Raw genomic sequence first — 24832 nt, 5'->3', positions numbered from 1 at the left:
CCTATGACACCGTAGGAGCGTGGCAACGAGATCCGATCTTTCATTCCCGTTTTCGGCATATATTTCCAATGCCAACTCGTTCTCTTGAATGAACGTCTCTAATTCTTCAAATTTTCCACTCATTTTACTTTCTGTGGTGGGGCGCAGAGATCTCGAACAGCCTCGACAGTGTAGTGGTCGGTCAGTTGGAACAACAACTCATCGAGAGAGTTGATCCGTTCCACACGGATGCTACTGTCGTCTACATCCTGATTGTACGGGCGGTCTCGCAGTGCGATAACTCGCTCTGGATCATTGGCAATGCGCTCTGCGAGGGCGGGTTTGTCGTCCACATACACGTCATAGTCCAATTCGTCCTTTTCCTCCGATGGGGCCAGGAAATTGTCGTACTCGACAGTGTAGTAGTCCAACCACGCCTTCACTTGCTCATCGACTTCGACGGGTGAGTACCCGTACTCACTCTCGAACGAATCGGCCAATTCGCCCGTGAGATTGTGGCGATGGGTGACGATATCGACAGTGTGTCCGTAGTCCCGAAGCCCGCTCGTCACCTCACGGAATGTTGCCCCACTCTCCATTGGTGGGATTTCTTCATGGTGGTTGTGCCAGAGGTTCTGTGAGACATGCATAAACTCCTTGTAATCGTCTTCAGTGGGGAAACCCCACTCCTGCATCATCTCTTCAGTAACTTGCTCACTGCGGGCACAGACGGCTTTGTGAGTGTTCGACAGCACGCCCTCCACGTCGAGACTGATTCGGACCATTTCAGTTGAAGTAGTCCGCTGCCTCTTCTCGAGTGGCGAAACAGTGAATTCCTCGAGTACATGCACGCCACGTCTGTGTATCCAGCGTTCCATCTGGTTCAACGAATCTCCCACGACGGTAAGTGAAGGAATGGTCGTGGATAGATCGGTCTTCAGTTTCTTTTTCAACCACTGGACCATCGTGTTTGTGGTAGAATTCACGGACATAGGCTTTGCTAACCCGCTTTTTCGAGTCTGTGGTATGGACGACCGTCTCACCAGCGGGGATCACCAGTTCGATAATATAAAACTGGCCTTTCTTCCAGACAACTCGAGGTTCGTCCAGTTCTTCAACCTTACAACTCTCGTCTTCGAGGTTGTCAAACTCGCCTGCCTCGAGTGCCGCTTTAAGCGACTCAACTGCGTCTTGCTCCCTCTCTCGCTGCGAATCGCGCATCCGCCGCAGCGTGCTCTTTCGTCGTTCTGCTCGACTAAGTTCCTGTTCCGTCTCTTCAAGTTCGTCTTTCAATTCAGCGACCGTCGAACTACGTGCAAGTCCTAACATTGTTGTAATCTTATAGCCAAAATTTTTTATCTGCTTACTCCGCTGCTACCGCTTCTGACGGAGAGTCAGCGGAGTCTCCGTCAACTTCTGAGTCCGATTCAGTCTCAGAATCTGCTTCCGCTTCAGACTCGGGGTCTTCAGCGTCGTCTTCGGTTTCAGTTTCCTCATCCCCAGTACTCCCATCCCCATCCGTATCGTCTTCCGACGTATTCGATTCGTCCGTTTCGGTGGAAGTGGATTCGGTCTCGGTGGATTCGTTCGATTCTCCATTTCCCTCATCCGAGTCAGATTCTCCATTTCCCTCTTCAACACTCCCGATGTCACCACGGATCTGGGAAACGGCGTGTTCGCCGAACCCATCAACGTCGAGAAGGTCTTCGTCAGCGGCGTTGTAGAGATCCTCAGCGGTCTCGAAGCCGTTCTCAACGAGGGTTTCTGCTCGAGTAGGACCGATTCCAGTGATAGTTTCGATATCCTCAATCTCGAGGATAGCGTCTGGAACGGGACTGTCTTCTTCCGCCCCATCGTCTTCAGTCGCCTCTTCTGCTTGACAGTCGTTTTCTGGCGGCGAACTGAACGTAACTTCGGTCTCGCCGTCCCCATCAACGTCACCCTCGACAGTACCGCCCTTACGGTAGAATCGGGCTGCGGCTGCGATTAGTGCAATTCCACCAACGACTACTCCCCCGCCAATGATTGATGCGTTTTCGATCATGTTAGCTTTCCTCTTCTTCGCTGTTTGGCGTGTTGACGACGACCTGACCGAACGAATCGATGTCTGCGTCCGCGGTCATTCCCTCGATGTTGGCGACGTGGTCGAACGTCACTTCAGCCGCATCAACACCGTTTGCCTCCGCAACGAAGGCCGCGAGCGGACTGTCAGCCTCATCGAGCCCGTCGTCTGGAATGGTAAATTCGCGTTGCGTCGTCCCGTAGATCTCACCGTCGTGGTAGAGAGTAGCGGGGAAAACGATGGTCTCCTCACCCATCTGATCGGGTTGTGGTTCTCGGTACACCGCCGAAAGCGCAAGCGTGGATTCACGCTTGTTGAGGATGTCTGCGAGTTGTTCGAGTCCGCTCTGTGTCTCCGTTCCACCGATACCGAATAGCGCCTTGAGGCCGTTTGCAATTCTTCCCATCTACACTTCTATATACGGGAGATACATACAAAAAGGTTGCGATGTACTTTCCGTTTAGTTACCAAGTGGTTTCTAAGACACAATCTCTAATTTTGTCTGAGAAGTAAGAGGCGCTTAGCGCCGAATGCTACCACATCATTGTGGCGTCTACTTCCGTCTCCCGCTCGTCAAGGATGTCCAAGATTCGAAAATACTGCTCAAGGGTGATCTGATCGGCCATGAACATCTCGGTAAGCGTGAACATGGTCATCATGATCTGCGACATCTCGAAGAATTCAGCCCGATCTTCCTCGAGATCTTCTTGCATATCGTCGTTGATATTGTCGTCGTTCAATTCAGCCAGTTCGCTATACGTCTTATCGCCATACTGCTCGAGGTATTCACTCTCGTTCATATGCTGTATTCGGCGTCTGGGATGATGATATTCGACGGAACGATACTTGCCGTTTTTAGAAACTCGTCGTGCTCTTCGATGTGCTCGAGGGTGTCAATCACGATTTGGGGGAGCGGATCGATATCATCAATGTGCCCCGCCCGATCGCCGTTAGAATCGTAGAATTTGATCTGGTCCACGACACCGTCGTAAACCTTCACCTCATCGAAGTAAACCACCATGTCCGTTCGACGGTCTTTGAAACAGTAGTGGTGTCCAGTTGATACAGGCATACACGTCGTAAGACGGAAGTTGGGCGTTTTGATCTCGCTCATTCTAATTCCATTGCCTCCATCTCAGCGACCAACATCGTCGCCTGTTTCTTACTGAAGCCAGCCTCCATGAATTCTTCGTAGAGCGTGTAACATGCCTGGGCGAGCGACGGTGCTGATTCTTCCAGAACTTCAGCTACCATCTCCATCTGTTCGACAGATTCCTGTTTAATCTCCTCTTCGGCGTGCATCATGCTGTTGCCTCCGTTTGGATACCACTTTCTTCGGCTCGAGGGGTGGGGGTTGAGTCTTCAGAACCCTCCTCTTCTCCATCGAGGTCGAGATGTTCGGTCGCTTTGGACAGACGACGGGCCAACTTCTTTCGAAGCCACCACGACCGTAGCGACTCATCCTCTCGAAGCGTTCGGAGGGCGCTGATAATTGTCGCCCACTCACCCACTTCAGCCGAGAACGTCCCATCCTCGTTGTCGATGATATCAACGTTCGAAAGGTCGTCCGCTTCATCCTCCAGTTCGATCTCTCGAAGATTCTCAATGGCTTGCGGAACAAACTCATCGAGTTGATTCTCCTCATTAGAACGAAGTCTAATTGGTATTCGAGTCACGTCTATTGATAGGTACTCTGGCTACAAAAACGTTACCATCTGGTAAGTACGTGGGGATAGAGAAAGCTTGTTGGTTTAATTCAAAGGGAGTGTGAATGGCACTCCCGCACTCCGAATCCCCGTTGTCGCGGGACTACGAAGCCATGTACGCTCCTCGAAAGGAGCACGTGGGTGTTGCTACTCGAGTATTATAATGTTTTCTAAAAAAGTGGAATCAGCATAGTGTAGAGGCTTCAACCACGTGAAAAGTACGCCACGATCATCACCCCGCGATATATGATTGGATCCTATCTCACTTCTGGTACAGTTTGGTTCCCACACCCACGTCCGTTAGTCGAGGGCGTTCTCTGTCTCACGTCCCTTAATACGGAGGACTATCTGAAGTTTCACCTTCAGGATCGTCGCATCCGCCAGGGCCATGATTTGATCCGCCATACTGTTGTGAGCTACTACCTCCCTACAGCGTTAGCAGACATGGTCATGTGGGCTTCAAGCCGAAACTGTCAAACGGCTCATACTCTTGCTCAGATGAACAGTAGGATGTCAGCCTTCTCCATTCACAGTTAGCATGTGTTCCGTGTGTGTTGACACAATCCGACTATGTAAGTCTCAGAGCCCTTCAGTGAGGGATCATTGTCTTACACGGCGGTAACAACCACGTCCGTGGGGGCTGCTCGAGGCGACCAGAGGATTACAAAGAATCATGGATTTACGCATCGACCTTGCCCCACTTTCGTGGCGTGAGCGATACTTAGTACACGCTGCCCAAAGGCGCGAGTGGGAGATGGTGGGAGTTGCACCCACACCCTTTTTGAGTTCTCTATTATGCTTGCAAGCTCGTTCTCCCGAATGGAAAGAGTGGGATTCGAACCCACGTTTGTGGTTAGATTCTCCAACGAATTTTATCCGTTGACCGCTCGCTTTTTCAGACGAGTCGGGACCACCGTGCTGCCACTACACTATCTCCCCAAATTGATCCGTGCTAACCTCGTATGGTGTCGAGGCCCCCGCGACTGGCACGAATCTGGTGCGGGTTTGGGTCAGTGCTTTGCCCATCTATACATAGGGACTGTGTATACTAAAAGGTTTCTATCTGGTCGTAATTTGGTAACTGGAGTGGTGTGGGGTTTAACCACATCTACGTACACATTCCTGTAACCACACAGTATTGAGAGGTAGAGCCACCCCGCGAAGTAACGGAGCCTGATCCCTTTCCAGGGACCAGAACAGTGAAGCCATTCCCGTTACAGTGATTCGTCCAATGCGTTGGAACGCCGCTTTCACGGCAATAATCTCTACGACATCTGGTAATAAAAGTCTTGTGAATTACTACGGATGTTCGATATCGTCTGGGGATATATTGAACAGAACTTCATCCGTGTCGATATTACGAACTTCAATTGTATTCCCATCCCCGTTGGTGCATGGTCCAACGAGTGCGCGTGGTCGTCCAGCCTTTACGATTGTAGCAACATAGATTTGCGAAAAACCGATATCGATTTCGTCGGTATCACTCACATCCCAGAGACCTTGAATCTCATCATGATCGATTGTCACCACATCGTCCTTCTCGAGATCGTCAACACCGTTGATCGTACCAGTATCCATGTTATCTACCGAATCGTTAATCTGCTCTTCTTTCCACTCCTCTATCTCCTCGTCAGTGCTGTTCCAACTGATATCAGCACTGTTCTTTGCGGCTGGACACGTGGATAGATTATTGCACGATCTCCGACCGTATTCATTAACCACGTTATCTCGTCCACAAACGTTGCACGTCTCGTCAGTCTCGTGTTTTTCGACAGTGTTCATTGTTTATCCCCATCGTATCGTTCACTTACTGCTAACTCTGCTACAATGTTTCCATCAGCATCGTATACCACAGGTTCCTTTTTCTCACGGATCAACCGTTTTGCCGCACTCGACAAGTATTCCTCACGTTCTCGAGTGCCGTGCATTCGACATGCCACCTCCTTGAAGCCGATATCCAGCGGCTTAAAGAAGATGCTACCATCGTGGGTTTCAGTTCTACTGCTGTGACTTGTGAAATAAACCTCGTACACATCATGTTCATCGGGCAGACGTGGGGCGTGATATTTTATTTTTGTCATTAGTATAGCATCTCCTCTTCAACGAATCGAAAGAACGATTCGTAGTGGTCAATCAAGACACTATCTCGCTCGAAATACTCGTGCCCACCAGTGGACCCGAGATCTGCTTTCATCCCAACAATTTCTTCGCTCTCCTCATCCCGCTCAACCGCGACGTATTCAACCCCACTTGGGTACATGAAGCCATTCTCATCAAGTACATCGAGACTGATGTGAACTGTTTCATTGTACGTTTCGAACGGGTATCCACTCCGCTGTCGAATGATGTCAAATTCCACTACGTCGTTCTTTGCACCAAACCGATAACCACTGACATTACATTCGAATAGGTTTACTACTGTCATCGTGAACCAACTCGAGGAAATGCGTCTTCGAGCGTTTCATGTGGGTCTTTAACGGGAATGCGCCAACCCTCACGACTCGCAGTCATGTCCGCAATGTGTACCATCTGCTCGAGGTGGGTAGTCGGATTATCTCCCTTCCCCCACGGACCCATGTGACTCTCGACAGCGTCAACGACCTTGTCTGGCAAATCGAAGTTTGCCTCGAGCCACTCTGCTGCGATAACATCATGGTTGTTAACCGTCCCATCGACGGACGTAGGCGGCTCACCATACTTCAGGATATCATGGATGATACACGCCGCTCGCCCGCATTCCACGTCTTCATCGGACATGAAACCCTGATTCACCATCGATTGATACAGTCCGTCGAACGCGGTACACACCCGCTTGGTATGCAGCCAGAGTCCGTGACGAGACTGGTGCTCAACTTGATGGTGGTTGCTCGCCGCTGGAGCCGTCCAGAAGTAATTTGGTGCTTCAGTAAGGACGTTGACCACCTCGTCGGCGAGGTCAGAATCTGATGGGGAGTCGGTGGAGTCCCCATCAATTTCCGAGTGCGGATTACACTCGGAACCGTCAATGTCCTCGATCTCTGGAAATCGTCGTAATACCTCTTCACGATCCAGTTCAGTTTCTCCCATCTACTACGTTAGTAGGTGGTAAGTAAGTAAAAGGTTTTCGGTGTGGGTTCGGTAAGTAAAACGCAGCGGACCCACAAATCAACGGTCAACTTGTTGACCGTAGGGGTAACTATTTGGTTCTACTCAGATGGGTGTCGAATAACTCGGTAGTTATCTTCAACCTCAATTCCTTTGAGGAATAAACGCCCTTCCAACGCATCAAGCGTGTGAGCCACCGAATCTGGGTGCCACCACACCACAGCCACACCACCAGTGTGCGCTTTCACTTCGGCGTAGAGATCTCCTTGACACGGGGTGGCAAATTTGATAATCGTTCCAATTTCAAACGGCCACATGTTGTTTTCTTCAGTCATGCTCGTCGGATCAGCGAAGTTAGCATACTCGAGTAGCCAGTCAGATCCTTGCCTGCGTCTTCGGTACTCTCGTTCTCCACGTCTGGTTCGTCCTTGAGGAAGAGGAGGTTGTACGCCCGTACGAGTTTGTCGAGAAGGCGCGTAATCACGTCGTCAGCGTTTTCTTCGAACGTGGAAGTCTTCTGGGGCGTGTCCGCAAGAATAACCGCTTCAAACGGCTCCACGTCGTCATCACTGCGTTTAGACTCAGACCACCCATCGGGGTAGAGATAAACGATCTGCGGTCCATCTTCATCGGCCATGACCCGTTTGAGAACACCCACCTTCTCCCAGGAATTACCGTAATCCCCCATCTTGTTCGTGACCGTATCGGCGGTCTCTTCAAGGACGTGGGCTGCCTCTGGACGGTCGTCGGTCTGTTCTAACACGACCGTAACATTATCGGGACCGAAATCCAACACCCCCTCCTCCTCGAGTTTGTCCATACCCGATGAACTAATATATCGTGAATTAATCTCATAATTTCCAGCACCCATTTTGGAAAAACTATACCCACCTTTTTTAACTACTTCACTTTCTTTTACTCGTTCCAGTTCGGACTCACTAAACTCAACTGTGTTACTCATTCTTCAATTTCTCCTTCATTTTGATCGAGAGTAAGTAGGGGACTGTCGCTACGATCAGCGTCACGGTCTTCACGAACCGAGTCGCTGTCTTCAATCTGTTGACGTATCTCATCGGTTTTGTCTGTATCGTCTCCCATGTCTACATGGTAAGTAAGAGGTACGTAAGTAAAAAGGTTGCGGAATCAAACATCAATTCCACAATTCACAGACCATCAGTTGATGGTCTGAGACTATCGGGCTACTGGAACGACCGATCGACTTGGTCGTGTCGATACCACTCGGCGTCTACGTTCGTTCCTGGCTGTACGGGATTGCTGATGATGTCTGGTGTGTTACTGTTCATGAGAAAGTTCGATCGACATTTTCGGGCTCATACCCCTCCGCATCGACGTTGTCACCAACGTCAACCCCCATCTCCTCCATCTCCTCTGGGAACATTTCCTCCATGAAGGCTTGCATGTCTTCAGCCTCGTTGTACGCTTCCATCAGTTCAATGCGCTCCTCGAACGCACTCTCAACGTCGAGATCGTTTTCATGGACGAATGCACCAATAGCGAGGATTACGTCGATAACGTCCTCCTCAAGTCCCTCTTTCCGCTCCTCGTCTTCGAACGGCTGATCCATACCTTCGGCCAACTCAACATTGGTCTGGGTGCCAAGGATGTCAGCCGCCCGCTGAACGATGAGGCGAGCGCCATGATCGGGCATTTCACCGTCGAATTCCTCTCGATTGTTTTCGACGGTAATCTCCGCCACATCCATGATCTTTGCAAAGGTCAGTGGGTCGTCTTCGTTGTCTCCCATCTATCTGTTAGTAAGTGGTAAGTACGTAAAAAGTTGTTGGTGTGTATCTATTCTGCGGGCTCTGGCGGTGCTTCTTGCGGTGGCTCTTGCGGGAGATCGATCACACCCGCGTTCGAGAGGACAGTGAGCGCCACACCGAGAGGAAGGTGAAACTCCACGTCATACAGTTCGCTCACAGCCGACTCGTTTCCACACATCACCTCACCCACTACATATGGATCTTGATTCTCAATATCTCCCTCTCGAGCGATAGCTAACGCTTGTTCGGGTGGTAGGTCTGAAACGTCGATAGAAACAGTTGCGTCTGGGCTGCTCATTACGGTATCGTCGTTCACCACGTCACTGACAAAACCTTTCGTCATCAACGTATACTACGAACTGGAATAAGAAAAAGGTTGCTATTTGGTTTCTACTTGGTAACTAAATAGTAGCTTCGACGGGGGTTCGACTCGATTCAATAATGTTATCTTCGTGGAATTCTTCAGGCCATTTATATTTGAACCCAGGAGGTATACCGTACTCATCTTCAAGCATATATTCTAACAACTCATATGATTCTTCTATATTCCAAACTGCATCACATATCACACCTCCGTCCCTTCGCTCACCAACTCCCCATCTATTCGGTCGTGGTAGCCCTACGTCTTCAAAATACCCCCCGACCTTTTCCTCACTATCTACTTCGTTGGAAAGAGATATTTTAATATAATCATTGCTATCGTGATCCACATAACACCCATCACCTACATACCAATGTTTTAATACAGTTGGTGTTAATTCAATGCCTTCAGACCACACCTTTTTACCACTGTCATACCATGATGCGAATTCGTTGAGATGGGGTGTATTGGACACCCCCCAATAATAACAATCATGATAGTTTTTCGAATCGGCGTTCGGGCGAAAATCATATTTGCGATTCAATTTAGCCCCCTCTTCCGCCGTTCTATACAGTGATACTCCAGTTCCAAGAATCTCAAACTCACTATCAAGAAACTCGAGATACTCCTTAGTAATCATCCTAACGTGTAGTCGGGGCGATTTACCATCCTCCCTACCCACACAACCGTCACCCATGACAAGTCCTGTAATTATTTCATACTGTCGTTGGGTTAAAGGAGGGTGTTGACATTCGGATTTGGACCAATGTTTTGAAATCGATTTGTATCTTTCACCACATGAATGACATTCATCCCACGACTGAGGTTTGTGTGAGGGAAATGATGTATGATAATGTTGATATAAACTCGCGTACTCATTCCCACATGTGACACAAACATCTCCCATACCAACAAATAATAGTCGTGGATATAAAAAGGTTACTAACTGGTAACTACACCACAACAACGCTTTATTCGATGTCGTGGACGACGAGATACATGCCTTCACCCTCGGGCTCGTCGTGCGATTCGAACACCTCCTCAGATCGTAGTTTCTTGATCGCGTTCTCGACGTTGCTCTGTGCCTGCCCACTCGAGATATCGCCCCACAGTGGACTGTCTGGGTCGAGCGGGCTATCGTCCTTATCACCACTCTGGTACGGTCGCTCCGCACGAACGTAAGGGAGACCACGATCGTCGGTATATTTCTCAACGGGGCTCGCACCAAGCATGTGAGACGTGGCGAGACCACCGTCAGCGTCTTCATCGAGATACTGCGGTTCAACTCTGCAATCATCCAGTGTCTCTCTAAGGGCGTCAGCGACAGCGTGCTCGGCTTCAGAAAACTCCACGTCGTCACCATCGCCTCCATCGGGACCGCGTCCCTGCGGGTCAGTGGAGTCGCTGGCGCGACTGCCAGCGGATACCCCACCTCCGAACGCTGAGAGACCATCCTCATTGCTCTCATCGGTCTCTGACTCGTCGTCACCATCGTCGCTCTGGATCATCGAGTTGTTACTGTCCAGAAGGTCTTCAGTCGTCTCAGTTGCCAGTTCCTTCTTGAACATCGATATCGTATCCGAGATAGGCTGGTCTCGAATCGGATCGGTGACGTGCTCGAACAGTTCGGCGTACTGTCCGATATTGGGGTGTCCGAACGTGCTCCCGCCAAGGAATTCGAACATGTGCGCCCCGTTCGGCCCATCTCCCTTGTGAATCTCGATGAGATAGTCCTCCTCCATTTGATTGAGAACACCATTGTTGGTGGTCGCATTATGGAGTTGGGACTTAGAAATCGCCGTGATGTCGGCGTGCTCATCGATGTACTTTGCGATATCCTTCAGCGTGGCCTGGACACCACCGTTTGGTCCCGTTCCGCCAACCCCGTTATGTGGGTCAGTGAGCGCCTCGATTACAGCGAACTTCTTTTCATCCATCCCGTGAGTGAGATTGAGGAGCAGATCTCGATACGAAATGACGTTCCCGATGTCTTGCGGCTCCGCAACGATGTGGTCTACACCGTTAATCTCCATCAACTCACGGTTGTGATAATTCAGTCGAGCGTGAGCCCGAATGTGGTTTGCAATCGCCTTCGCCCCACGCTTGCTGTCGGTTTTATTGTAATTGAGGATTGGGTCGAGGACCTTGAATGCAGCCCACCCATACGAGTCGATCGTTGGATGGTCGTTCACAGGCCACTCGATATCCTCGTCATACGGGATTGCAACGGGGTAGGAGTAGGTCTTTGGATCATCTTCCCATAGCGGGTCGAGCGGTCGAGGAATGCTCGCAATGTGGTTCTGAATTGCGTTCTTCCCCTCTTCGAAGTTGAAGTTGTATTCGAACTCCCGTTCGCCCGCCTCGACCTTTTGGTAATCGAACATCATCTTGGCGACGGCCCGATTGATGTCCTTGTCTGCCTCGACACGCACGGTCATTTGGCGAGTGCGCAACTCCCGAGGGATTTCGGCGTTATTCTCGTCAGCGAAAAGGAAAACGGTGGGCATTGCCTGCTTTTCGATCTCGTCCGCCCCACGTCCATCCTCACCTTCGTCAACGTTACGTGTGTGGCTAAACCCAACACCACGCTCGTCAGCGTCGTCGCCCGCACTCGACTTGACCATTTCCAACATCTTCCCTTGCATCTGCTGAAATTCAGCAAAGGCACCGATGTAGACCCCGTCCCACATACCACCCGAGTCAACAAGACCCATGTCAGACGTAGAACCAGTCCGCAGAAGCCAATGGTTCGGATAACCCTTGTCAACGTTCTGCTTCAGTTCTGTTTTCCCCTCACCGCTCTTTCCTCGAACGATGATCTGAAGATACTCATCTGGGTTTCGTGAAAGTCCACTCGCGTAGGCTGCGTTGAGTGCAAGGAACTGACCCTCGTTACCGACCATATCACTCCGAATCGCATCGACCAAATTCTCTGCGAAGTTATCTGCGACACTATAATCGGGCTCCGTCTCGTCACTTACTTCAATTTCGAAATCCATGTTTAAATATACTGACCGCTTTCATTTCTCTCACGATCCTGTTCAGAATGGTGGCGTCGGTGCTCACTCACACCCTTCACATCAATATTGTCTGGCCTATTGTCCCACCTAATTCCATTTTTGTGGTGAATGTCGGAACTTGTCACCTCGTCAAAGCCATGCTCTGAAACCGCGAGAAGACGGTGTACATATACACGAAGCACATCGTCTGATGTGTCCGCCCTCCACCACTCATAGCCTTGCTCACTGGTTTCAAAGGTGGCTGGACGAAGAGCCGCATACTCCTCCATACTTCTACCCTCAATGCCATGTCTCCGCCTCCAATGTCCAATCAGAGTGCGTGAAACGTCATATTTCTCGGCAATCTCACGGTCAGACATTCCACACCCCACATATAATCTCTGAAGTACCGATTTTTTCTGGTACTGCTTACCGTCCATTCTCACCAGATAATAGGCGCTGCTGCAATAAAAAGGTTCCTATCTGGTAAGTACTAAGCAATTACTGAGATCGGAGGGCGACTTTATACCCGTCGTACGTCGGCACGTCAGTCGGTTGCAACGTCTCGAGGATGTCGCCTTCATCAGTAAGTTCGAAACTAATTGGTCCAGTTTCTTGTACCATTTCATCACCTTCGTAAAAATAGACCCACAGATCCTTATTTTTCGGTTCTTCTTCGGGCTTGACGTACACTTTGACGTTCAAAGCATTACCTCTCCCAAGGGTACTATCTACGATTGGTGGACCTTCATGATCGTTGTGAACACCAAGGTTCTCTGCTACATCTGGCTCTTGTTTCTCGACATCTTTTTCGTCGTCACCTTCGTCCCCAGATGCTGAACAACCACTCAATGCTACTGCGATACATGTAACGAATGTTCTACGTCGCATGGCTACTGGTACGTAGAACTGAATGAAAAGACTTGTGACGCTTACTGTTCTCGAGCCCGAACAATAGCGGCCTGGATCTGGATGAGGAGCGCGGCTGTATCGGCTAACTCATCTTCAATCCGATCGAGATCATCTTCATATGGATCGAATTCGAACGAAGGTGGGTCGTCTACTGGATTACCATCCTCATCCTCGTAGATATTTTCGTGGACATCTCGAATATTAAAACCCAATCGTTCTATTTCCTTCAGCCCCGCCTTAAGTCCAAATTCACTGGGTTGAAGGTGAGGATCGGCCTCTTCAACCACCTCCGCAAGTTCCTCTTGCGTGGCGAGAAGCATGGTTCCAACGTCCTGAAGTCCCCACTTTGCCACGTTCGACGTGCTTTTCTCAAGCCACTGTCGAACGGCCTCATCAACTCGACGGTCGTAAATGAATTGATCGTGTTCGTTCATAGATACTGCGCGATGTGTTGGCTGCTGAGTCCGTCTGGGAACGGGTCTTCGGTGTACGGTTCGTACTCGAACCCGTCTGCAACGAAGTTACAAACCGAATTAACCTTGTTCTCGAACAGATCCTTCTCGAAATTGTTCGGAATGATATAGTCGTAATAATCGTCGTCCGTGAAGAATTTGATACAGTTCCACTCCCATAGTTCTCGCTGCTTCCGCTCATGGAACGTCGTATAGGAGTAGTCACCCTCACGTTCCTCAAGACGATCGTAACGGATGTCTGGAAGCGTCCAGATACTCACGGCAGTAACGTTCGTGAACCGCTCTCGAAACGCTTCAGCCTCTTCTGGCGACCGCACACCCGCCACGCACATGTTCTTCGAACGCGGAATCCCGCCTTGAGACAGAGACGTACAAAGTCCTCGAGCGAAGTGGTCTGCGCCTTCTTCAGCCTTCTTCTGTGCGGCCCACTCGCCAAGGGAATTATCATCCGTCTCGCCACCCGTCTCGGCTTCATACGCATACCGAACGTAGTCCGAAAACTCGTGTGACGTACCGTCGAGGGTCTCTGCTGCTACCTCAGCGGCGTACGTCTTCCCCGTTCCAGGCAGACCGATAAAGAGGAACACGTTCGCATCGATCTTGCTTGGTTCCCCATTGACCGTTTGAATCTGCTCGATCTCGACACTTGTCTCATCTTGGCTCTGTTGAACATTCATGGTAGTTTGCTCGAAATTTCGTAATTCGTACGCGCCTTCAAAACCCGAAGACTGTGTAGTGCCACCCACGTGTTCGGGTTATTGGTCCCTTTAACCCGAATGCCGAGTTTTCCATCGTGGTGAACCACTTCGAAATCGTCTATCGTTTCCATCCGATGGTAAGTAAGTGGTACGCAAATAAAAAGCTTCCTATCTATTCTATAGGAGTGAGGAATTTGATACGAACCATCTGCTTTCGTACCCACTCCCCGTCGATACTCGGATTGATCGTGTAATATTCCAGTTCCACTTCCTCAGCATCGTCTGGAACGTCGATCTCTTCACCGACCTCGGCCTCAATTAGATTTAGGGTGTATTTTGTCATTGTCCGATAACTGCATTTTTCGAACGGTGATTGGTTTTTCCACAGTGTTGACACTGGTGGTTGTGGTGATACCGCTTACATCGACATGACTGACAGTACAACGATCCGTGCTGCTCAACCTCGCTCATACTGCTGTATTCACCCCCTTACCGTTCGGACGAACGTCCGATTCGGTAATTCGGACATCGCCAGATGGATGAAGATCGCCCCCACTCTCCGTCAGCAGCGGCGAATCGCAGTTGTGTTCACTCGGTACGACCGTTCGCTGGCAAGTTGGACAATAGGCTTTATTCATGTTTCTGAGTGTACGAATTCGTCATACGTTTCGAGTTGTTCGGCAGACAGTTGACCGCCAGTCGGCCAATACGACCCAATGACGAGCGGTATTTCGTTGTTCTGTCGATCAGGCCACCATTCGCTAACCGTATACGGGTACCCATCGACCCACTCCTCGGCTGCATCTTCCAACATCTCTCGCTCGGTTTGGGTGAGGTTGCCCTTCGGAACAATGTGGATGCTCTGGTTATGAGCGTCCACTCGCTCGACAAGATCGTGGTTCTCTTTCTGAATTTCTAACGCTAACTCGAGTGCGCCGATCTGGAGTTTGTGGTCCGAATCGTTCATTCGGCGTCACCTCCCGCAATATCCACATCTTTAAACGTCTCTTCATGTCCGTCTTTAAACTCACAGTATAGCGATTCTCCAGGCTCGTCTGGATCATCAAGAACTTCGAAGTACTTGATGTTTGAGATAGGTTCGTAGCCTTGACTATAGGCGTGTTTAATGGTTAGTTCCATTATTCTTCAACCCCGTTGGGAGTGTAAATCGCTGTAATGTCGTTATACTCAGCAACTACACGCCCGTGAGTGGCGTCTGGATCGATCTCATCGATCTCCCCTTCCCCATCCCTCATTGCTTGTTCGATCTCCATGACGGCGCTCTCAACCGTCTCAAAATCCTCGTGGTCTTCGTTCCGCGAGAACCAGTCATTCACGCATTTAGCGAACGTGAACGTGTCGTCTCCAATACCGAGGGTTCGCATGTCCATGCGAATGTGTTGCGTCTCTGGGCACTGTGCGCCTTCCTCATAGAACGTCTCATCGTGACGAGAACTGGTCTGTGAGCCCAGAATTTCGACGTGGTCACACTGTTGGCGAAAAATGGCTGCACCATCTTCGAAGACTGGATCATCTTCGTCCAATGGTCTCCATTCGTGGGTATGGCTTCGTCCCATACCACTACCAAGTACCTACCACACTATAAAACTTTCCATACCAAACAATAACCGAAAAGAGACGTTATACTACGCTATGCAAACAGACCGTCAGACCCGCTACAACCGTCTGCTGTCACACCATCTTCCTCGCTTTCCGTGACGACATCGTTAATGGCGTCGTAGATGGGATTCGATTCCATGATGAGAGTGGCGCAATCATCATCCCGATGATACTGCTTGATCCAGTAATCCCCGTCAGAATCCTCATATACTTCGATAGGATTGTCTTCCCAAATCAGCGTGGCGGGATATCCGCGCAGTTCGGTTTCGTACTCTGGTTCAGTTTCCTCGACAGTAATCTCACGACCCTGTCGATAATACGTCCCCTCTTCTTCAGGAACCTCGATATCCTCTTCCGCATCGAATTCGGCAAGTACGTCTGCAAACTCACCGTTGGTTAGCGGGAGAATCGCATCCTCGGAACAGTGGCTCTTCGAAATCCAGTAATCCCCATCTTCATCCAGATAGATATCGACCCCTCCTCTGGTGGAGACCTTTGCAGCGTCGTAGCCCCCACCACCGAGTTCGTACTGGTAGTCGAGTTCAACCGTCACGTCATAGTCTTCGATACTGTGCTCGCCGTCTTCTGCTGGAATAGTTAGCGTCATTGTTGTGTTAGTTGAGTTTTTCGTACGCCCGACCGATGTTGAACATGCCGTACTCCTCGTCATCGTTGCTGAATGCCATTACCGCGCTGTCGAGTTGGCGTTGAGCGTCGTTCTTGTCTTCTTCGTTCATGGGTTGGGCTTCTCCGTATGTACATACGTGGTAAGTAAATAAAAAGGTTATGGTAACAACCCAACCCCAGTCCAATTAATACCCGTCAGGCCACTTGTATTCAAACCCAGGTAACGGGTCCCCCATATACTCAAACAACTCTCGAGTGGCGTCAGCCGACCAGACTACTTTAAATGCGTTCTCCGACTCATGGTAATAATTTGGTTCTGGTAAGCTTACATCTCTAAAGTAAGATGATATTTTGTCCACGTTTTTTCTCTCATTGTAACATGCGATGGAAACCCTAAACGCAGTGTTGGTATTATCAAAAGTCCCGTCCCCAACAAACCAGTGTTTCAGCGTTGTTGGTGTCAGATCAACACTATCAGGCCAAACCTTCTCACCACTATCATACCAGCCCGCAAATTTATCTAAATGTGGGTGTCGGCGGGTGGTTAGTACATAGAATGTCCCATTCCCATATCCTCCCCCATCATCCAGATCTCTCACTCGAATGTTAGTTGAAACGTTCCCCAACATCCCATCTACATAATTAACATATTCTTTTTCTTTAGAACCCACCCCAAAAGATGGGTTGCTACCGCTATGGTCAATCCATCCATCCCCCATCAAACATCCTGTAAAGAAATCATCTAAATGAGAAATGTCTGGATATGGACATGAAGACATGGCCCAGTGTTGACCAAGGTTCTCATAATCCGAGCTACAAAAATCGCATTTCATAAACTATACTAATAGAAACGGTATCTTCCTATAAGTCCCCAGTGTTCAGATGATCGGTGTTTGAATACACGACAGTTCGAATCGCGTCCACGTCGGGAGTTACGGAGAACTGTTCGGCGTTGAGTCCGACGAGCCCCTCGAGATCGGTCTTTCCATCCGCGCCCTCGAAGATATCATCGTCTGGATCAGCGTCCGTACGGCCAGCGATCTGCTCCGATATCATCTGACCGAACTGCTGCTCGTCTTCAGTGGGATGGTCAACACCGCTGTCGTCTGACTCATCCTCGTCGTCACCCATACTCACGTCGAACGAGGCACCAGACGTGTCAGTGTCGTTACCTTCATCACCACCGTCGATCTTCGGCTGCCAACCATCACCGTGGTACAGTTCGTAGACTTCGGTCGGATCATCTACGTCGAATTCTTCACAGATGATATCATCGATCTCTGGTTCGTAATGAAGGTCGATGTCGGTGGCGCTCTCGTAGTCGTCACCTTCGAAATCGTTGTAGGCGGTCGTCGCTTCCAACATCCGACCACCGTTATACCGATCGATTCCGATGAATACCGATTCTCCCTCGAGATCTTTCTGGAGAATAAGCGGACGAACAACACGCGGTGGACGACCGAGACCACCGTTCGACGCATCACGAGCGAGTTTCGAGCGGTCGGTACTATCGACGTTGTAGTTCTCCGTATCTCGGTCGAACCAACCGAGTGGGTGTTGAAGAACGCCTTTGACCAGATATCCGTCGTCCTTGTAACGAGCGGATGGGAGGCCGTTAATATCCAGCGCTCGAAGGATGAACTGACCTGCCATTCCCCCGTACCAAACCATCACTTCATCGTGGTCGAACGATTCAACTTCGGTGGATTGGAACGAACCCCCACCAACATCGATACCCGTCGTCTTTGTTTCACCGTCGAATTCTACCGTTTGAACCTCCACATCACGGTCGTTCTTATCGGCAATCTTGTAATCAACGGGGAGACGATAATCACGGAACTGGTCGTTCTCAGTATCCAGTTCGTTACCTTCACCGAGTGCAGCGTCGATTCGAACTACCGCATCGCCAATATCGACCTCGTCTACCTCGACACCGTTCACGTAGTCACCATCGTCCGCGAATGCAACCTTGAGATCGGCGTTGAATTCCGCAGCCGAATCGTGATAATCGCCTGGAATGTCTCGCTGCTTCCAGACAGAACCTTTCGGAACGGTCGGGTTTTTGAAAACAACACCAATACCAGTTCCAGTATCCTCGGTGTTGCTGTCAATCGTCGCGCTCGTGACGATATCCACAATCTCATCTCCCACAACGATCGAGTGGGGGTGCTGAGTGACCTGGGGATACGTCGTGTACCCGTCGTCGTCCGCGTTATTGTCTTCGTTGCTCATGCTTTGAACCTCATTGGGCACTTCACACTCATTAGTAGGTGGTATATATTAAAAAGCCTTTCGGTACGCATCTGGTAAGTAACACGCAACTGTGTGAGGCCAAAACATTCATTATCCTGTTGGGCTGTGGTAGGGACGTGGAATATTGCAACGTATGTCAATCGGGAAGAAAGGAAGACGAATTGAAAGAAAACTATCGTGGAATGCTCGAATGTCCAGACTGCGGAACGGAACTAAAAAAGAACAGTGCTCACGGTGGTAACGTCAAACGAGACCGCCACAATCACAAAAGTTAGATCCGCTCAATACGCTGGATGAACAACGTAAACAACCCCGTGAATACGGTAAGGAACACCGCACCACGGAGGGAGAGGTTGACCGCACCATACGTGAACGCGACGAACATCCCGATAAACAACAGCAGGACATCGGCGTGCTCAAACGTCCACGCAGTTACTCGGTGACTCACATTGCATCGGCCACCGTAGCGGATTCTTGTACGAGACCGTCTCCGAAACCAATCAGTGCGGTGTAATCCTTCGGTGCCCAGAAGACACCCGATTCGTCATGGAATTCGGAATCGCTCTGGTCAATCTCCTCGATCTGGCTGCGTCGGTCGTCCTCCTCCTCGAGCCACCACTGATCGACCGTGACTGCGTTTTTGCAGAGCCATGCATCACCCGAAACACCAAAGTTCGGTGTGACGAGTGCGAAGCGGTTTGGAACGGTCTCATCCCCCTTTTCGGACCCGCCGAACGTGTCCCAACAGAAGTTCTCCCACGTCGTACAAAGGAGGTAGTCCTTTGTCACTTCGAGCGGATTTCCACGGGATTGCGTCCGTTGTTTCGCTAACTCGATGAGACGCTCTGCCATGTCGCTGTTAATTTCTGGACCAAACTCGTTAGATTCAACGATCTGGACTAACTCATCCGATCCATATGCCGATACCACTTTCTTAGGGACTTGAACTGACATTATAAATATGGAGGTGACAGCGGTTAAATGTCGAGACTCGGCGCAGGATCGTACTCCTGCCTCCCCGCATCCGCATTGACGGTCTCGCTGTGGTGTCGCCCCCAGAGATCTATGAGAGCGGACGATATATCCGAGTATACGTCCCGTTTCAGTTGCTCTCGATAGTCGTTTGCCCACTGTTCGATCGCCTTGTTCAACGTCTCGGCGGCTTTCGGCGTGTGCGCGTAGATATCGACGGCGTTGTTCTCGAGTTTTCGCACGTTCTTTTGCATCCACTCGATATACCCCTTCGCTATCGAAGATTCCACATCATCACTGTGGTACGCAGCCCACTCACGCAACATCTGACAGAGATACAGCGCCTCATAGTCCTGAAGCGTTGTGTGAACAGCCTCCTCCCGCTTTGAAGGCATGTCTGGTTCAGCCATATGTTGCAAGTTGCTTCCGAAATTGTTACCGACCATGTCCATCTGAGTATAGTTTACGTGCATACTAAAGTGTTTCGTTATGGTATGTTAGTGGTAAGCTACTATCTTTAATTCGTGATTAACTGGTGTGTATCGTCAATCCACGCCTATCTGGGTCGTTCTCCACCGTAATTTCAGCCACATCAGAGTCCGTATCGTTGTCGTCATTACCCCCCTCGACAGCCGCTCCATCCTCAATCGGCTCTGTTTCAGCGCCCACAAGCGGCCCCCAAACACATTCCTCGAGCCTCTCTTCACCGACCTCGAGAACACCTTTAGCCACCGAATAATCGTCTTTCCCAGTCCGTACAACTGGGATTTGCACGCCAGACATCTCGAGTTTCGTTCCATTGAGGTCGGACGGGCGTCGTCCGATGTAGGCCAGGAATTGGAGCGTTGGGTTGAGGAGCGTGAAATCCCCGTTCGGAAGATCGTGGATATGGATATCACCACTCGGTCCACGGAACGTTACCCGTAGGACGTTCGTACCCGCACCCGTAGGACCGTTCTTCTGATCCCGCATTGGATCTTCGAACAGCGCGGCGGTCGTGTACTGTATCTTCTTTACAGTTCCCATTTTTGACGCATTCATAGTTCGGAAACAACAGATCGATCGACGCCTTCCTCTACCAGTTCGCATCGACGCCACACAGCCCCACACGTGCGGTGTGTCTGACTCTCCCCACTCCAGTACTTGAGCGCCGTCCGAATTTCGTATATCATCGCCGTCGTCTGGACGTGTCGCTTGATCTCGGTGGCTGGACCAAACTCGTCTCGCATCTCGAGTAGGCGGTCTCCATCGTAGAGCAGATCGTCACGCGAGATCTCGATTTGTTTCTCGACATCGACTTCGGGTTCTTGCGGGTCTGCGCGACGGTAGGCGTTTCCATCCGACGTGGCTTGCACGTTAGTTACCATCTACATCCCACTATAATGCGGGGTTGTTAATAAACCTTCTGGTATGGATATGGTAACAACAAATGAATGACACAAAAATCGCCAGAAATGTAATTAGGGGTGAAAATCGCAGATTTTCGATTAGGGGGTTAACCAACGGAGATGAGTCTGCGTGGCGAGTGTTGGTTAAAAATTAGAACGACGCTCGATCTTCAGCCGCACTCTGAATTAGTAAAATAATCAAATCTGTTCGGCGTTCGCCTTACGGTAGTAGTATAACCGTGCGTCTTCCACATTGCCCAATAGTAGGGCTATACGTGCGCGTTTTCCCCAATCCGTTTCGTGTTCACTCATGATTATTCAGGTAATCAAGCGCCTTCGTTTGGCGTGAACAGTGCATTTTCTACGTCTCGGGTGATAATACTTCTACACCTCTGGCAGACGTATTGGGCTGCTTTGTTCTCCGCTTTCTTCTCCTGATGTGCATCCCACGGGTACTTATGACCGAACAGTTTACAGCGAATGCTCATGATTATCTTTCTAATCAAGCCTGTTTTCGTGGTGCTCTGGATCCGTTGGACTGAACTTCTCTGCTATATCGTGGTACTGTTCGGTATTGAAGTATCCCACACGTTCGAGAAACACTTCAGCATCATCCATTGTAATATCCCACCGCTCTGCAAGGTCATGCATAGGATCGAAGGTATAAGCGTACTCTTCGTCGCTCATACGGTCGTTTTCTACCGTCATTCGTCGTTGAACACCTTGTTGATTTTCCAGTCGTCCCACGTCAAGTCATTAGGGATGTGGGACGCCATTTGATGAACTTTGCCCTCTCCAGCCAACTCGGGAATGTTGATATCCGCATTCTGATAATACGATCTAAAGAACCGCCCGTCTCGGTAATGTGTCTCCAGATATGAACTTGCCTTTACTGCTAACTCATCATCGTCATAAACGACGAGACCACCCACGTCAGCGATCGTTTTAAGGATCTCGACCCGCGGTATAGGCGAGCCCCACGATCCTCTAAGGCTCCGCATGACCATGTCTGCGTACACGTCTCGTTCACCGATATCGAGTGATTCGATGTACTCTCGTTTGTTATTCATTCTGCTAACACCTCTTCAATCGGATCTTCTAACTCTTCAAACTCGTCGTTTGGCAACAACAGCCAGCCTAAAATTCCAATTAGGCACTCTACCATCACCCAGGTTAGTATCAACGAACCGTGGACTGTGAGTAAGACCATTACCTTCACCAGTTTTAAGATCCCACGGTCGTCTTTATTCCAGATACTCTTCCACGATTTAACCACTTTCCGAATCAGTTTATTGTTGTATGATTGAATTGTCTTAATCATCGTTTTCCCTCATCTTTAACATCTCCATCTGCTCATCGTACACGACTCCCATATTATCGAGTGCGTCTTCGAGCGCCTCGAACGGGAATGCGTCGTTAGTGACAAGTCTGTGCAGCGCGAGAGCGGTTTTTTCAATGGCTTTGACCTCTTCTACCATCATTGAATCTCCACCATCATCACGCTGCTCTCTCGCCCTCATAAGCACTCCCAGTTGGAATGCGGTACTGCCGTGGCGATGCTCCTCGTGGTAATCGAGCAACTCGTTAATTCGTTTCTGTAGGTTGTTTCGTGTCATTGATCTCTCTCCTCTGGAACCGTGAACACCACGTGTCTCCCCACCATCTTCACATCAAGTGGGTGTCCTGATAACCCAAGTTGTTCTTTCACCGCCTCCGCATCTACTCCATGCTCCTCGAATCCGTCTGGAATATCATTATTCATCGTTCTACCCTCACCAATTTTTCTTCGAACCGCGTTCCGCATGTGGTACACTTCGCATCCACACCATCTCGGACATGAAGTTCGGTCACAAGACCGAGACACCCATCCTCTGGGCACTGACTCATTTCGTACTTACTCATCGTCCCACTCCAGGCACACGTCGAGGATTAGAACAGAACTGGTCGTCCCCGCGTATCCAGCCTTCACTTTTATCTCTTCAACTGGGATGTTGTTCGCCCAGAATTCTGATTCGATCTCGTCTGCGATTCGCTCAATTTCATCGAGCGTGCTTCCACGTCCGATCGACGCTTCCACAGACGGGTTGAACGAACTTGAAATGCCAGCGAAATCGGCCTCCTCTGGCAACATCTCCTTGATCTCCTCAAACTCGTCCTGCGTCCATTGACGGACATCGGTTGTTGTAATGGTCATGGCTTCTACCCTATCGTATACTTACCACGTACATACATAAAACTATCGAAGTTCTACAACCACGGCTCAATCTCGATCAAATCCTCGAGACGTTCCTCGCACTCGAGAATGTCTATGTCGCCACGCACGTACGCCTCTTTCGCTTCCTCAAGCGAGTCAGTGGTTACGGTCGTTTTCTCCGCGTAATCATTCTGCGGGTCATTGGGAGTGCCACAACCCCACTCTAAAATATTATCACTACAATCGTCGTTCTGTGATGTGTCTACGGTGCTGCGTTCGAACACCTCGAGAACGTTCTCGAAACTACCGTATTTCTCAATATACGGCTGTATCACATCCTCATCGATATCAGAAAAACTGTCTGCCTCGTCTAACTCAACAGCAAGCGGGAGGTGTTCGGTCTCAGTCAACATCGGCTCTGGTGGTAGTTCACCCGCATCAATACGCTCTTTCAACTCACCCAGAAGGGGGCTGTTAGCTAAACTACCAGAGTGAGGCGTTCCAGCGTACTGATCAGTGATATCATGGTTATCGACCAACAGACGGTCGTTATCCATCTTGATCTCTACTCCCTGGTACGTGGTCTGGTACTGGACATTCCCGTAATCTACACCACTGTTATCGACGGAAGATATACAAACTTTAACACCAGCACGAGTGTGTTTGTTACACTCCCTTGATAAGTTATTACATTCTACGGGACTTAGATCAGTTACTTCAATTTCAACCGTCCCTTCATCATTATGTTCATACACTTCCACATTCCTCGCACCTTGCTCATATGCCATTGCTGCAAGGTCTTGAAGTGATGAGACGTTCTCCGCCTCTGCAATCTCACTTTTCGAAAGCTCCATACTCTCTGTCATGTTATTAGAGGGTAACGAACGATGGTTTGATATCGCCCTCTCGAATGAGATCTGGAACCGTGTAATCACACTCACACTCGTCACACGTCCATGTCGGCTCATCCATTGTTGTTACTGCAAACTCCATGATGGAGTTGTGGTGTGGACAACGCTGCCCCTTCGGAATCGCGGTACCTACCTTCATACACCACTATTCAACACATAGGTACAAAAAACTTGCGTTTTACTTACCACTGATAACACACGTATGCGGAATACAAAATACAGTCGTGTAAAACATACCCGAAAACTTTAAGGCATATAGGTGGTAAGTACTGGGTATGAACATCGTAACAAACGGTGTGAGCGTGTATCATGAAGGAAACCAGATCGGTCGATGTGCTCGAGATCTCCATGCATCGGGGAGAAAGGGCGTCTTCGTCTGGTATAACGAGGGGCTGCGGCGTGCTCGCAAAGGTAAGTGGACGATGGATGTGTCGGTTGAGAAAAAGATCAGTGTGTCAATTAAAACAATCTTGGTTGCTGACGCATCTCGACACGCAGTTTACGCCATAGATCGTGAGGAATTTGTAAAATCGTCTACTACAAAGGGCCGTAGGAAACAGTATGTAGCAAAGGAGTCTGATGATTTCGTTGAAAAAGTGTCTGATAACCCAAACGATATTCTCAACGGGAATTTGTGGATAGAAAGCGGTAACAGGCCTGATACCCACTATCATGTAAAAGCCAATGAAGCATAACCATTCGAGAACGAACATTCCTATGGTATGAATCTTGTGGGCTTCTGACGATATTGTTACCACACCATAACCTTTTTATTATCTCCCGTCAAAGAGATGAGTGAAGACAAAAAC

43 protein-coding genes and 1 tRNA gene are annotated in these 24832 nt (G+C 49.6%); 1 reads left to right on the top strand and 43 read right to left on the bottom strand.

Features of this window, described 5'->3' with window-relative positions; genetic code table 11:
* Positions 1 to 119 precede the first annotated feature (119 nt).
* The 43 genes from LDH74_RS03990 to LDH74_RS03780 form a co-directional block, all read right to left on the bottom strand.
* Positions 120 to 857, bottom strand: a complete 738-nt coding sequence (locus LDH74_RS03990) for a hypothetical protein (RefSeq protein WP_226041244.1) — start codon at positions 855 to 857, stop codon at positions 120 to 122.
* Complete coding sequence (locus tag LDH74_RS03985; protein ID WP_226041243.1) at positions 766 to 1308, bottom strand: DUF5758 domain-containing protein; 543 nt, start codon at positions 1306 to 1308, stop codon at positions 766 to 768. The genes LDH74_RS03990 and LDH74_RS03985 overlap by 92 nt, the downstream gene beginning before the upstream one ends.
* Positions 1309 to 1342: 34 nt before the next feature.
* A complete protein-coding gene (locus LDH74_RS03980; RefSeq protein WP_226041242.1) occupies positions 1343 to 2023 on the bottom strand; it encodes a helix-hairpin-helix domain-containing protein in 681 nt (226 codons plus the stop codon).
* 1 nt (position 2024) lies between these two features.
* Positions 2025 to 2447, bottom strand: a complete 423-nt coding sequence (locus LDH74_RS03975) for a hypothetical protein (RefSeq protein WP_226041241.1) — start codon at positions 2445 to 2447, stop codon at positions 2025 to 2027.
* Between the two features lie 127 nt (positions 2448 to 2574).
* Positions 2575 to 2841, bottom strand: coding sequence for a hypothetical protein (locus tag LDH74_RS03970; RefSeq protein ID WP_226041240.1), 267 nt, complete (start codon positions 2839 to 2841; stop codon positions 2575 to 2577).
* Positions 2838 to 3155 (bottom strand): hypothetical protein, encoded by a 318-nt coding sequence (locus tag LDH74_RS03965; protein WP_226041239.1) that lies wholly within the window; start codon positions 3153 to 3155, stop codon positions 2838 to 2840. The genes LDH74_RS03970 and LDH74_RS03965 overlap by 4 nt, the downstream gene beginning before the upstream one ends.
* Positions 3152 to 3346: a hypothetical protein gene (locus LDH74_RS03960; RefSeq protein ID WP_226041238.1), complete on the bottom strand. Its 195-nt coding sequence runs from the start codon at positions 3344 to 3346 to the stop codon at positions 3152 to 3154. Before LDH74_RS03960 ends, LDH74_RS03965 begins: the two co-directional genes overlap by 4 nt.
* Complete coding sequence (locus LDH74_RS03955; protein ID WP_226041237.1) at positions 3343 to 3717, bottom strand: hypothetical protein; 375 nt, start codon at positions 3715 to 3717, stop codon at positions 3343 to 3345. The genes LDH74_RS03960 and LDH74_RS03955 overlap by 4 nt, the downstream gene beginning before the upstream one ends.
* A gap of 850 nt (positions 3718 to 4567) precedes the next feature.
* Positions 4568 to 4686, bottom strand: a tRNA-OTHER gene (locus tag LDH74_RS03950).
* A 360-nt stretch (positions 4687 to 5046) separates the two neighbouring features.
* Positions 5047 to 5529, bottom strand: a complete 483-nt coding sequence (locus LDH74_RS03945) for a hypothetical protein (RefSeq protein WP_226041236.1) — start codon at positions 5527 to 5529, stop codon at positions 5047 to 5049.
* Positions 5526 to 5828 (bottom strand): hypothetical protein, encoded by a 303-nt coding sequence (locus LDH74_RS03940; RefSeq protein ID WP_226041235.1) that lies wholly within the window; start codon positions 5826 to 5828, stop codon positions 5526 to 5528. The genes LDH74_RS03945 and LDH74_RS03940 overlap by 4 nt, the downstream gene beginning before the upstream one ends.
* A complete protein-coding gene (locus LDH74_RS03935) occupies positions 5828 to 6172 on the bottom strand; it encodes a hypothetical protein (RefSeq protein ID WP_226041234.1) in 345 nt (114 codons plus the stop codon). Before LDH74_RS03935 ends, LDH74_RS03940 begins: the two co-directional genes overlap by 1 nt.
* The gene (locus LDH74_RS03930; RefSeq protein ID WP_226041233.1) at positions 6169 to 6813 is read right to left on the bottom strand and encodes an HD domain-containing protein; all 645 of its coding nucleotides are present in this window, start codon (positions 6811 to 6813) and stop codon (positions 6169 to 6171) included. Before LDH74_RS03930 ends, LDH74_RS03935 begins: the two co-directional genes overlap by 4 nt.
* A gap of 119 nt (positions 6814 to 6932) precedes the next feature.
* Complete coding sequence (locus LDH74_RS03925) at positions 6933 to 7166, bottom strand: hypothetical protein (protein ID WP_226041232.1); 234 nt, start codon at positions 7164 to 7166, stop codon at positions 6933 to 6935.
* Complete coding sequence (locus LDH74_RS03920) at positions 7163 to 7792, bottom strand: hypothetical protein (RefSeq protein ID WP_226041231.1); 630 nt, start codon at positions 7790 to 7792, stop codon at positions 7163 to 7165. The genes LDH74_RS03925 and LDH74_RS03920 overlap by 4 nt, the downstream gene beginning before the upstream one ends.
* Complete coding sequence (locus LDH74_RS03915) at positions 7789 to 7929, bottom strand: hypothetical protein (protein ID WP_226041230.1); 141 nt, start codon at positions 7927 to 7929, stop codon at positions 7789 to 7791. The genes LDH74_RS03920 and LDH74_RS03915 overlap by 4 nt, the downstream gene beginning before the upstream one ends.
* Before the next feature lie 202 nt (positions 7930 to 8131).
* Positions 8132 to 8596 (bottom strand): hypothetical protein, encoded by a 465-nt coding sequence (locus LDH74_RS03910; protein WP_226041229.1) that lies wholly within the window; start codon positions 8594 to 8596, stop codon positions 8132 to 8134.
* Between the two features lie 47 nt (positions 8597 to 8643).
* Positions 8644 to 8931 carry a hypothetical protein gene (locus LDH74_RS03905; protein WP_226041228.1) on the bottom strand — a complete coding sequence of 96 codons (288 nt, stop codon included), beginning with the start codon at positions 8929 to 8931 and terminating at the stop codon, positions 8644 to 8646.
* An 85-nt stretch (positions 8932 to 9016) separates the two neighbouring features.
* Positions 9017 to 9883, bottom strand: coding sequence for a hypothetical protein (locus LDH74_RS03900; protein WP_226041227.1), 867 nt, complete (start codon positions 9881 to 9883; stop codon positions 9017 to 9019).
* Positions 9884 to 9947: 64 nt separating this feature from the next.
* A complete protein-coding gene (locus tag LDH74_RS03895) occupies positions 9948 to 11975 on the bottom strand; it encodes a hypothetical protein (protein ID WP_226041226.1) in 2028 nt (675 codons plus the stop codon).
* 2 nt (positions 11976 to 11977) lie between these two features.
* Entirely contained in the window at positions 11978 to 12415 is a 438-nt protein-coding gene (locus LDH74_RS03890; RefSeq protein ID WP_226041225.1) for an HNH endonuclease, read from the bottom strand.
* Between the two features lie 61 nt (positions 12416 to 12476).
* The gene (locus LDH74_RS03885) at positions 12477 to 12866 is read right to left on the bottom strand and encodes a hypothetical protein (RefSeq protein ID WP_226041224.1); all 390 of its coding nucleotides are present in this window, start codon (positions 12864 to 12866) and stop codon (positions 12477 to 12479) included.
* Positions 12867 to 12907: 41 nt separating this feature from the next.
* Positions 12908 to 13321 carry a hypothetical protein gene (locus LDH74_RS03880; RefSeq protein WP_226041223.1) on the bottom strand — a complete coding sequence of 138 codons (414 nt, stop codon included), beginning with the start codon at positions 13319 to 13321 and terminating at the stop codon, positions 12908 to 12910.
* Positions 13318 to 14106, bottom strand: coding sequence for an AAA family ATPase (locus LDH74_RS03875; RefSeq protein WP_226041222.1), 789 nt, complete (start codon positions 14104 to 14106; stop codon positions 13318 to 13320). The genes LDH74_RS03880 and LDH74_RS03875 overlap by 4 nt, the downstream gene beginning before the upstream one ends.
* Before the next feature lie 124 nt (positions 14107 to 14230).
* Positions 14231 to 14401, bottom strand: a complete 171-nt coding sequence (locus LDH74_RS03870; protein WP_226041221.1) for a hypothetical protein — start codon at positions 14399 to 14401, stop codon at positions 14231 to 14233.
* A 291-nt stretch (positions 14402 to 14692) separates the two neighbouring features.
* Complete coding sequence (locus LDH74_RS03865) at positions 14693 to 15025, bottom strand: hypothetical protein (protein ID WP_226041220.1); 333 nt, start codon at positions 15023 to 15025, stop codon at positions 14693 to 14695.
* Positions 15022 to 15198, bottom strand: coding sequence for a hypothetical protein (locus LDH74_RS03860; RefSeq protein WP_226041219.1), 177 nt, complete (start codon positions 15196 to 15198; stop codon positions 15022 to 15024). The genes LDH74_RS03865 and LDH74_RS03860 overlap by 4 nt, the downstream gene beginning before the upstream one ends.
* Positions 15198 to 15635 carry a hypothetical protein gene (locus LDH74_RS03855; protein ID WP_226041218.1) on the bottom strand — a complete coding sequence of 146 codons (438 nt, stop codon included), beginning with the start codon at positions 15633 to 15635 and terminating at the stop codon, positions 15198 to 15200. Before LDH74_RS03855 ends, LDH74_RS03860 begins: the two co-directional genes overlap by 1 nt.
* A gap of 74 nt (positions 15636 to 15709) precedes the next feature.
* Positions 15710 to 16285 (bottom strand): hypothetical protein, encoded by a 576-nt coding sequence (locus LDH74_RS03850; RefSeq protein ID WP_226041217.1) that lies wholly within the window; start codon positions 16283 to 16285, stop codon positions 15710 to 15712.
* 7 nt (positions 16286 to 16292) lie between these two features.
* A complete protein-coding gene (locus LDH74_RS26420; RefSeq protein ID WP_255680920.1) occupies positions 16293 to 16415 on the bottom strand; it encodes a hypothetical protein in 123 nt (40 codons plus the stop codon).
* Positions 16416 to 16490: 75 nt separating this feature from the next.
* Complete coding sequence (locus tag LDH74_RS03845) at positions 16491 to 17084, bottom strand: hypothetical protein (protein ID WP_255680919.1); 594 nt, start codon at positions 17082 to 17084, stop codon at positions 16491 to 16493.
* Between the two features lie 82 nt (positions 17085 to 17166).
* Positions 17167 to 18537: a hypothetical protein gene (locus LDH74_RS03840; RefSeq protein WP_226041215.1), complete on the bottom strand. Its 1371-nt coding sequence runs from the start codon at positions 18535 to 18537 to the stop codon at positions 17167 to 17169.
* A gap of 292 nt (positions 18538 to 18829) precedes the next feature.
* Positions 18830 to 19006: a hypothetical protein gene (locus tag LDH74_RS03835; RefSeq protein WP_226041214.1), complete on the bottom strand. Its 177-nt coding sequence runs from the start codon at positions 19004 to 19006 to the stop codon at positions 18830 to 18832.
* Positions 19003 to 19512, bottom strand: a complete 510-nt coding sequence (locus tag LDH74_RS03830) for a hypothetical protein (RefSeq protein ID WP_226041213.1) — start codon at positions 19510 to 19512, stop codon at positions 19003 to 19005. The genes LDH74_RS03835 and LDH74_RS03830 overlap by 4 nt, the downstream gene beginning before the upstream one ends.
* Before the next feature lie 23 nt (positions 19513 to 19535).
* The gene (locus LDH74_RS03825) at positions 19536 to 19940 is read right to left on the bottom strand and encodes a hypothetical protein (RefSeq protein ID WP_226041212.1); all 405 of its coding nucleotides are present in this window, start codon (positions 19938 to 19940) and stop codon (positions 19536 to 19538) included.
* 118 nt (positions 19941 to 20058) lie between these two features.
* On the bottom strand, positions 20059 to 20556 hold the full coding sequence (locus LDH74_RS03820; RefSeq protein ID WP_226041211.1) for a hypothetical protein: 498 nt from the start codon (positions 20554 to 20556) through the stop codon (positions 20059 to 20061).
* A gap of 11 nt (positions 20557 to 20567) precedes the next feature.
* Positions 20568 to 20897 (bottom strand): hypothetical protein, encoded by a 330-nt coding sequence (locus LDH74_RS03815; RefSeq protein ID WP_226041210.1) that lies wholly within the window; start codon positions 20895 to 20897, stop codon positions 20568 to 20570.
* A 519-nt stretch (positions 20898 to 21416) separates the two neighbouring features.
* Positions 21417 to 21605, bottom strand: coding sequence for a hypothetical protein (locus tag LDH74_RS03805; protein ID WP_226041208.1), 189 nt, complete (start codon positions 21603 to 21605; stop codon positions 21417 to 21419).
* Between the two features lie 17 nt (positions 21606 to 21622).
* Positions 21623 to 21988, bottom strand: a complete 366-nt coding sequence (locus tag LDH74_RS03800; RefSeq protein WP_226041207.1) for a hypothetical protein — start codon at positions 21986 to 21988, stop codon at positions 21623 to 21625.
* A 243-nt stretch (positions 21989 to 22231) separates the two neighbouring features.
* Positions 22232 to 22534 (bottom strand): hypothetical protein, encoded by a 303-nt coding sequence (locus LDH74_RS03795; RefSeq protein WP_226041206.1) that lies wholly within the window; start codon positions 22532 to 22534, stop codon positions 22232 to 22234.
* Positions 22531 to 22722 carry a hypothetical protein gene (locus LDH74_RS03790; RefSeq protein ID WP_226041205.1) on the bottom strand — a complete coding sequence of 64 codons (192 nt, stop codon included), beginning with the start codon at positions 22720 to 22722 and terminating at the stop codon, positions 22531 to 22533. The genes LDH74_RS03795 and LDH74_RS03790 overlap by 4 nt, the downstream gene beginning before the upstream one ends.
* A 90-nt stretch (positions 22723 to 22812) precedes the next feature.
* Positions 22813 to 23112 (bottom strand): hypothetical protein, encoded by a 300-nt coding sequence (locus LDH74_RS03785; RefSeq protein ID WP_226041204.1) that lies wholly within the window; start codon positions 23110 to 23112, stop codon positions 22813 to 22815.
* 53 nt (positions 23113 to 23165) lie between these two features.
* Complete coding sequence (locus LDH74_RS03780) at positions 23166 to 23978, bottom strand: hypothetical protein (protein WP_226041203.1); 813 nt, start codon at positions 23976 to 23978, stop codon at positions 23166 to 23168.
* Between the two features lie 320 nt (positions 23979 to 24298).
* Here LDH74_RS03780 and LDH74_RS03775 point away from each other — a divergent pair, with 320 nt between their 5' ends.
* The gene (locus LDH74_RS03775; protein WP_226041202.1) at positions 24299 to 24718 is read left to right on the top strand and encodes a hypothetical protein; all 420 of its coding nucleotides are present in this window, start codon (positions 24299 to 24301) and stop codon (positions 24716 to 24718) included.
* Positions 24719 to 24832 lie beyond the last annotated feature (114 nt).

The sequence above is a fragment of the Natrinema sp. DC36 genome (assembly GCF_020405225.1).
GTDB lineage: Archaea > Halobacteriota > Halobacteria > Halobacteriales > Natrialbaceae > Natrinema.
Note: the sequence above shows the minus strand (reverse complement) of the source record. Positions and strands in the feature narration are given on the sequence as shown.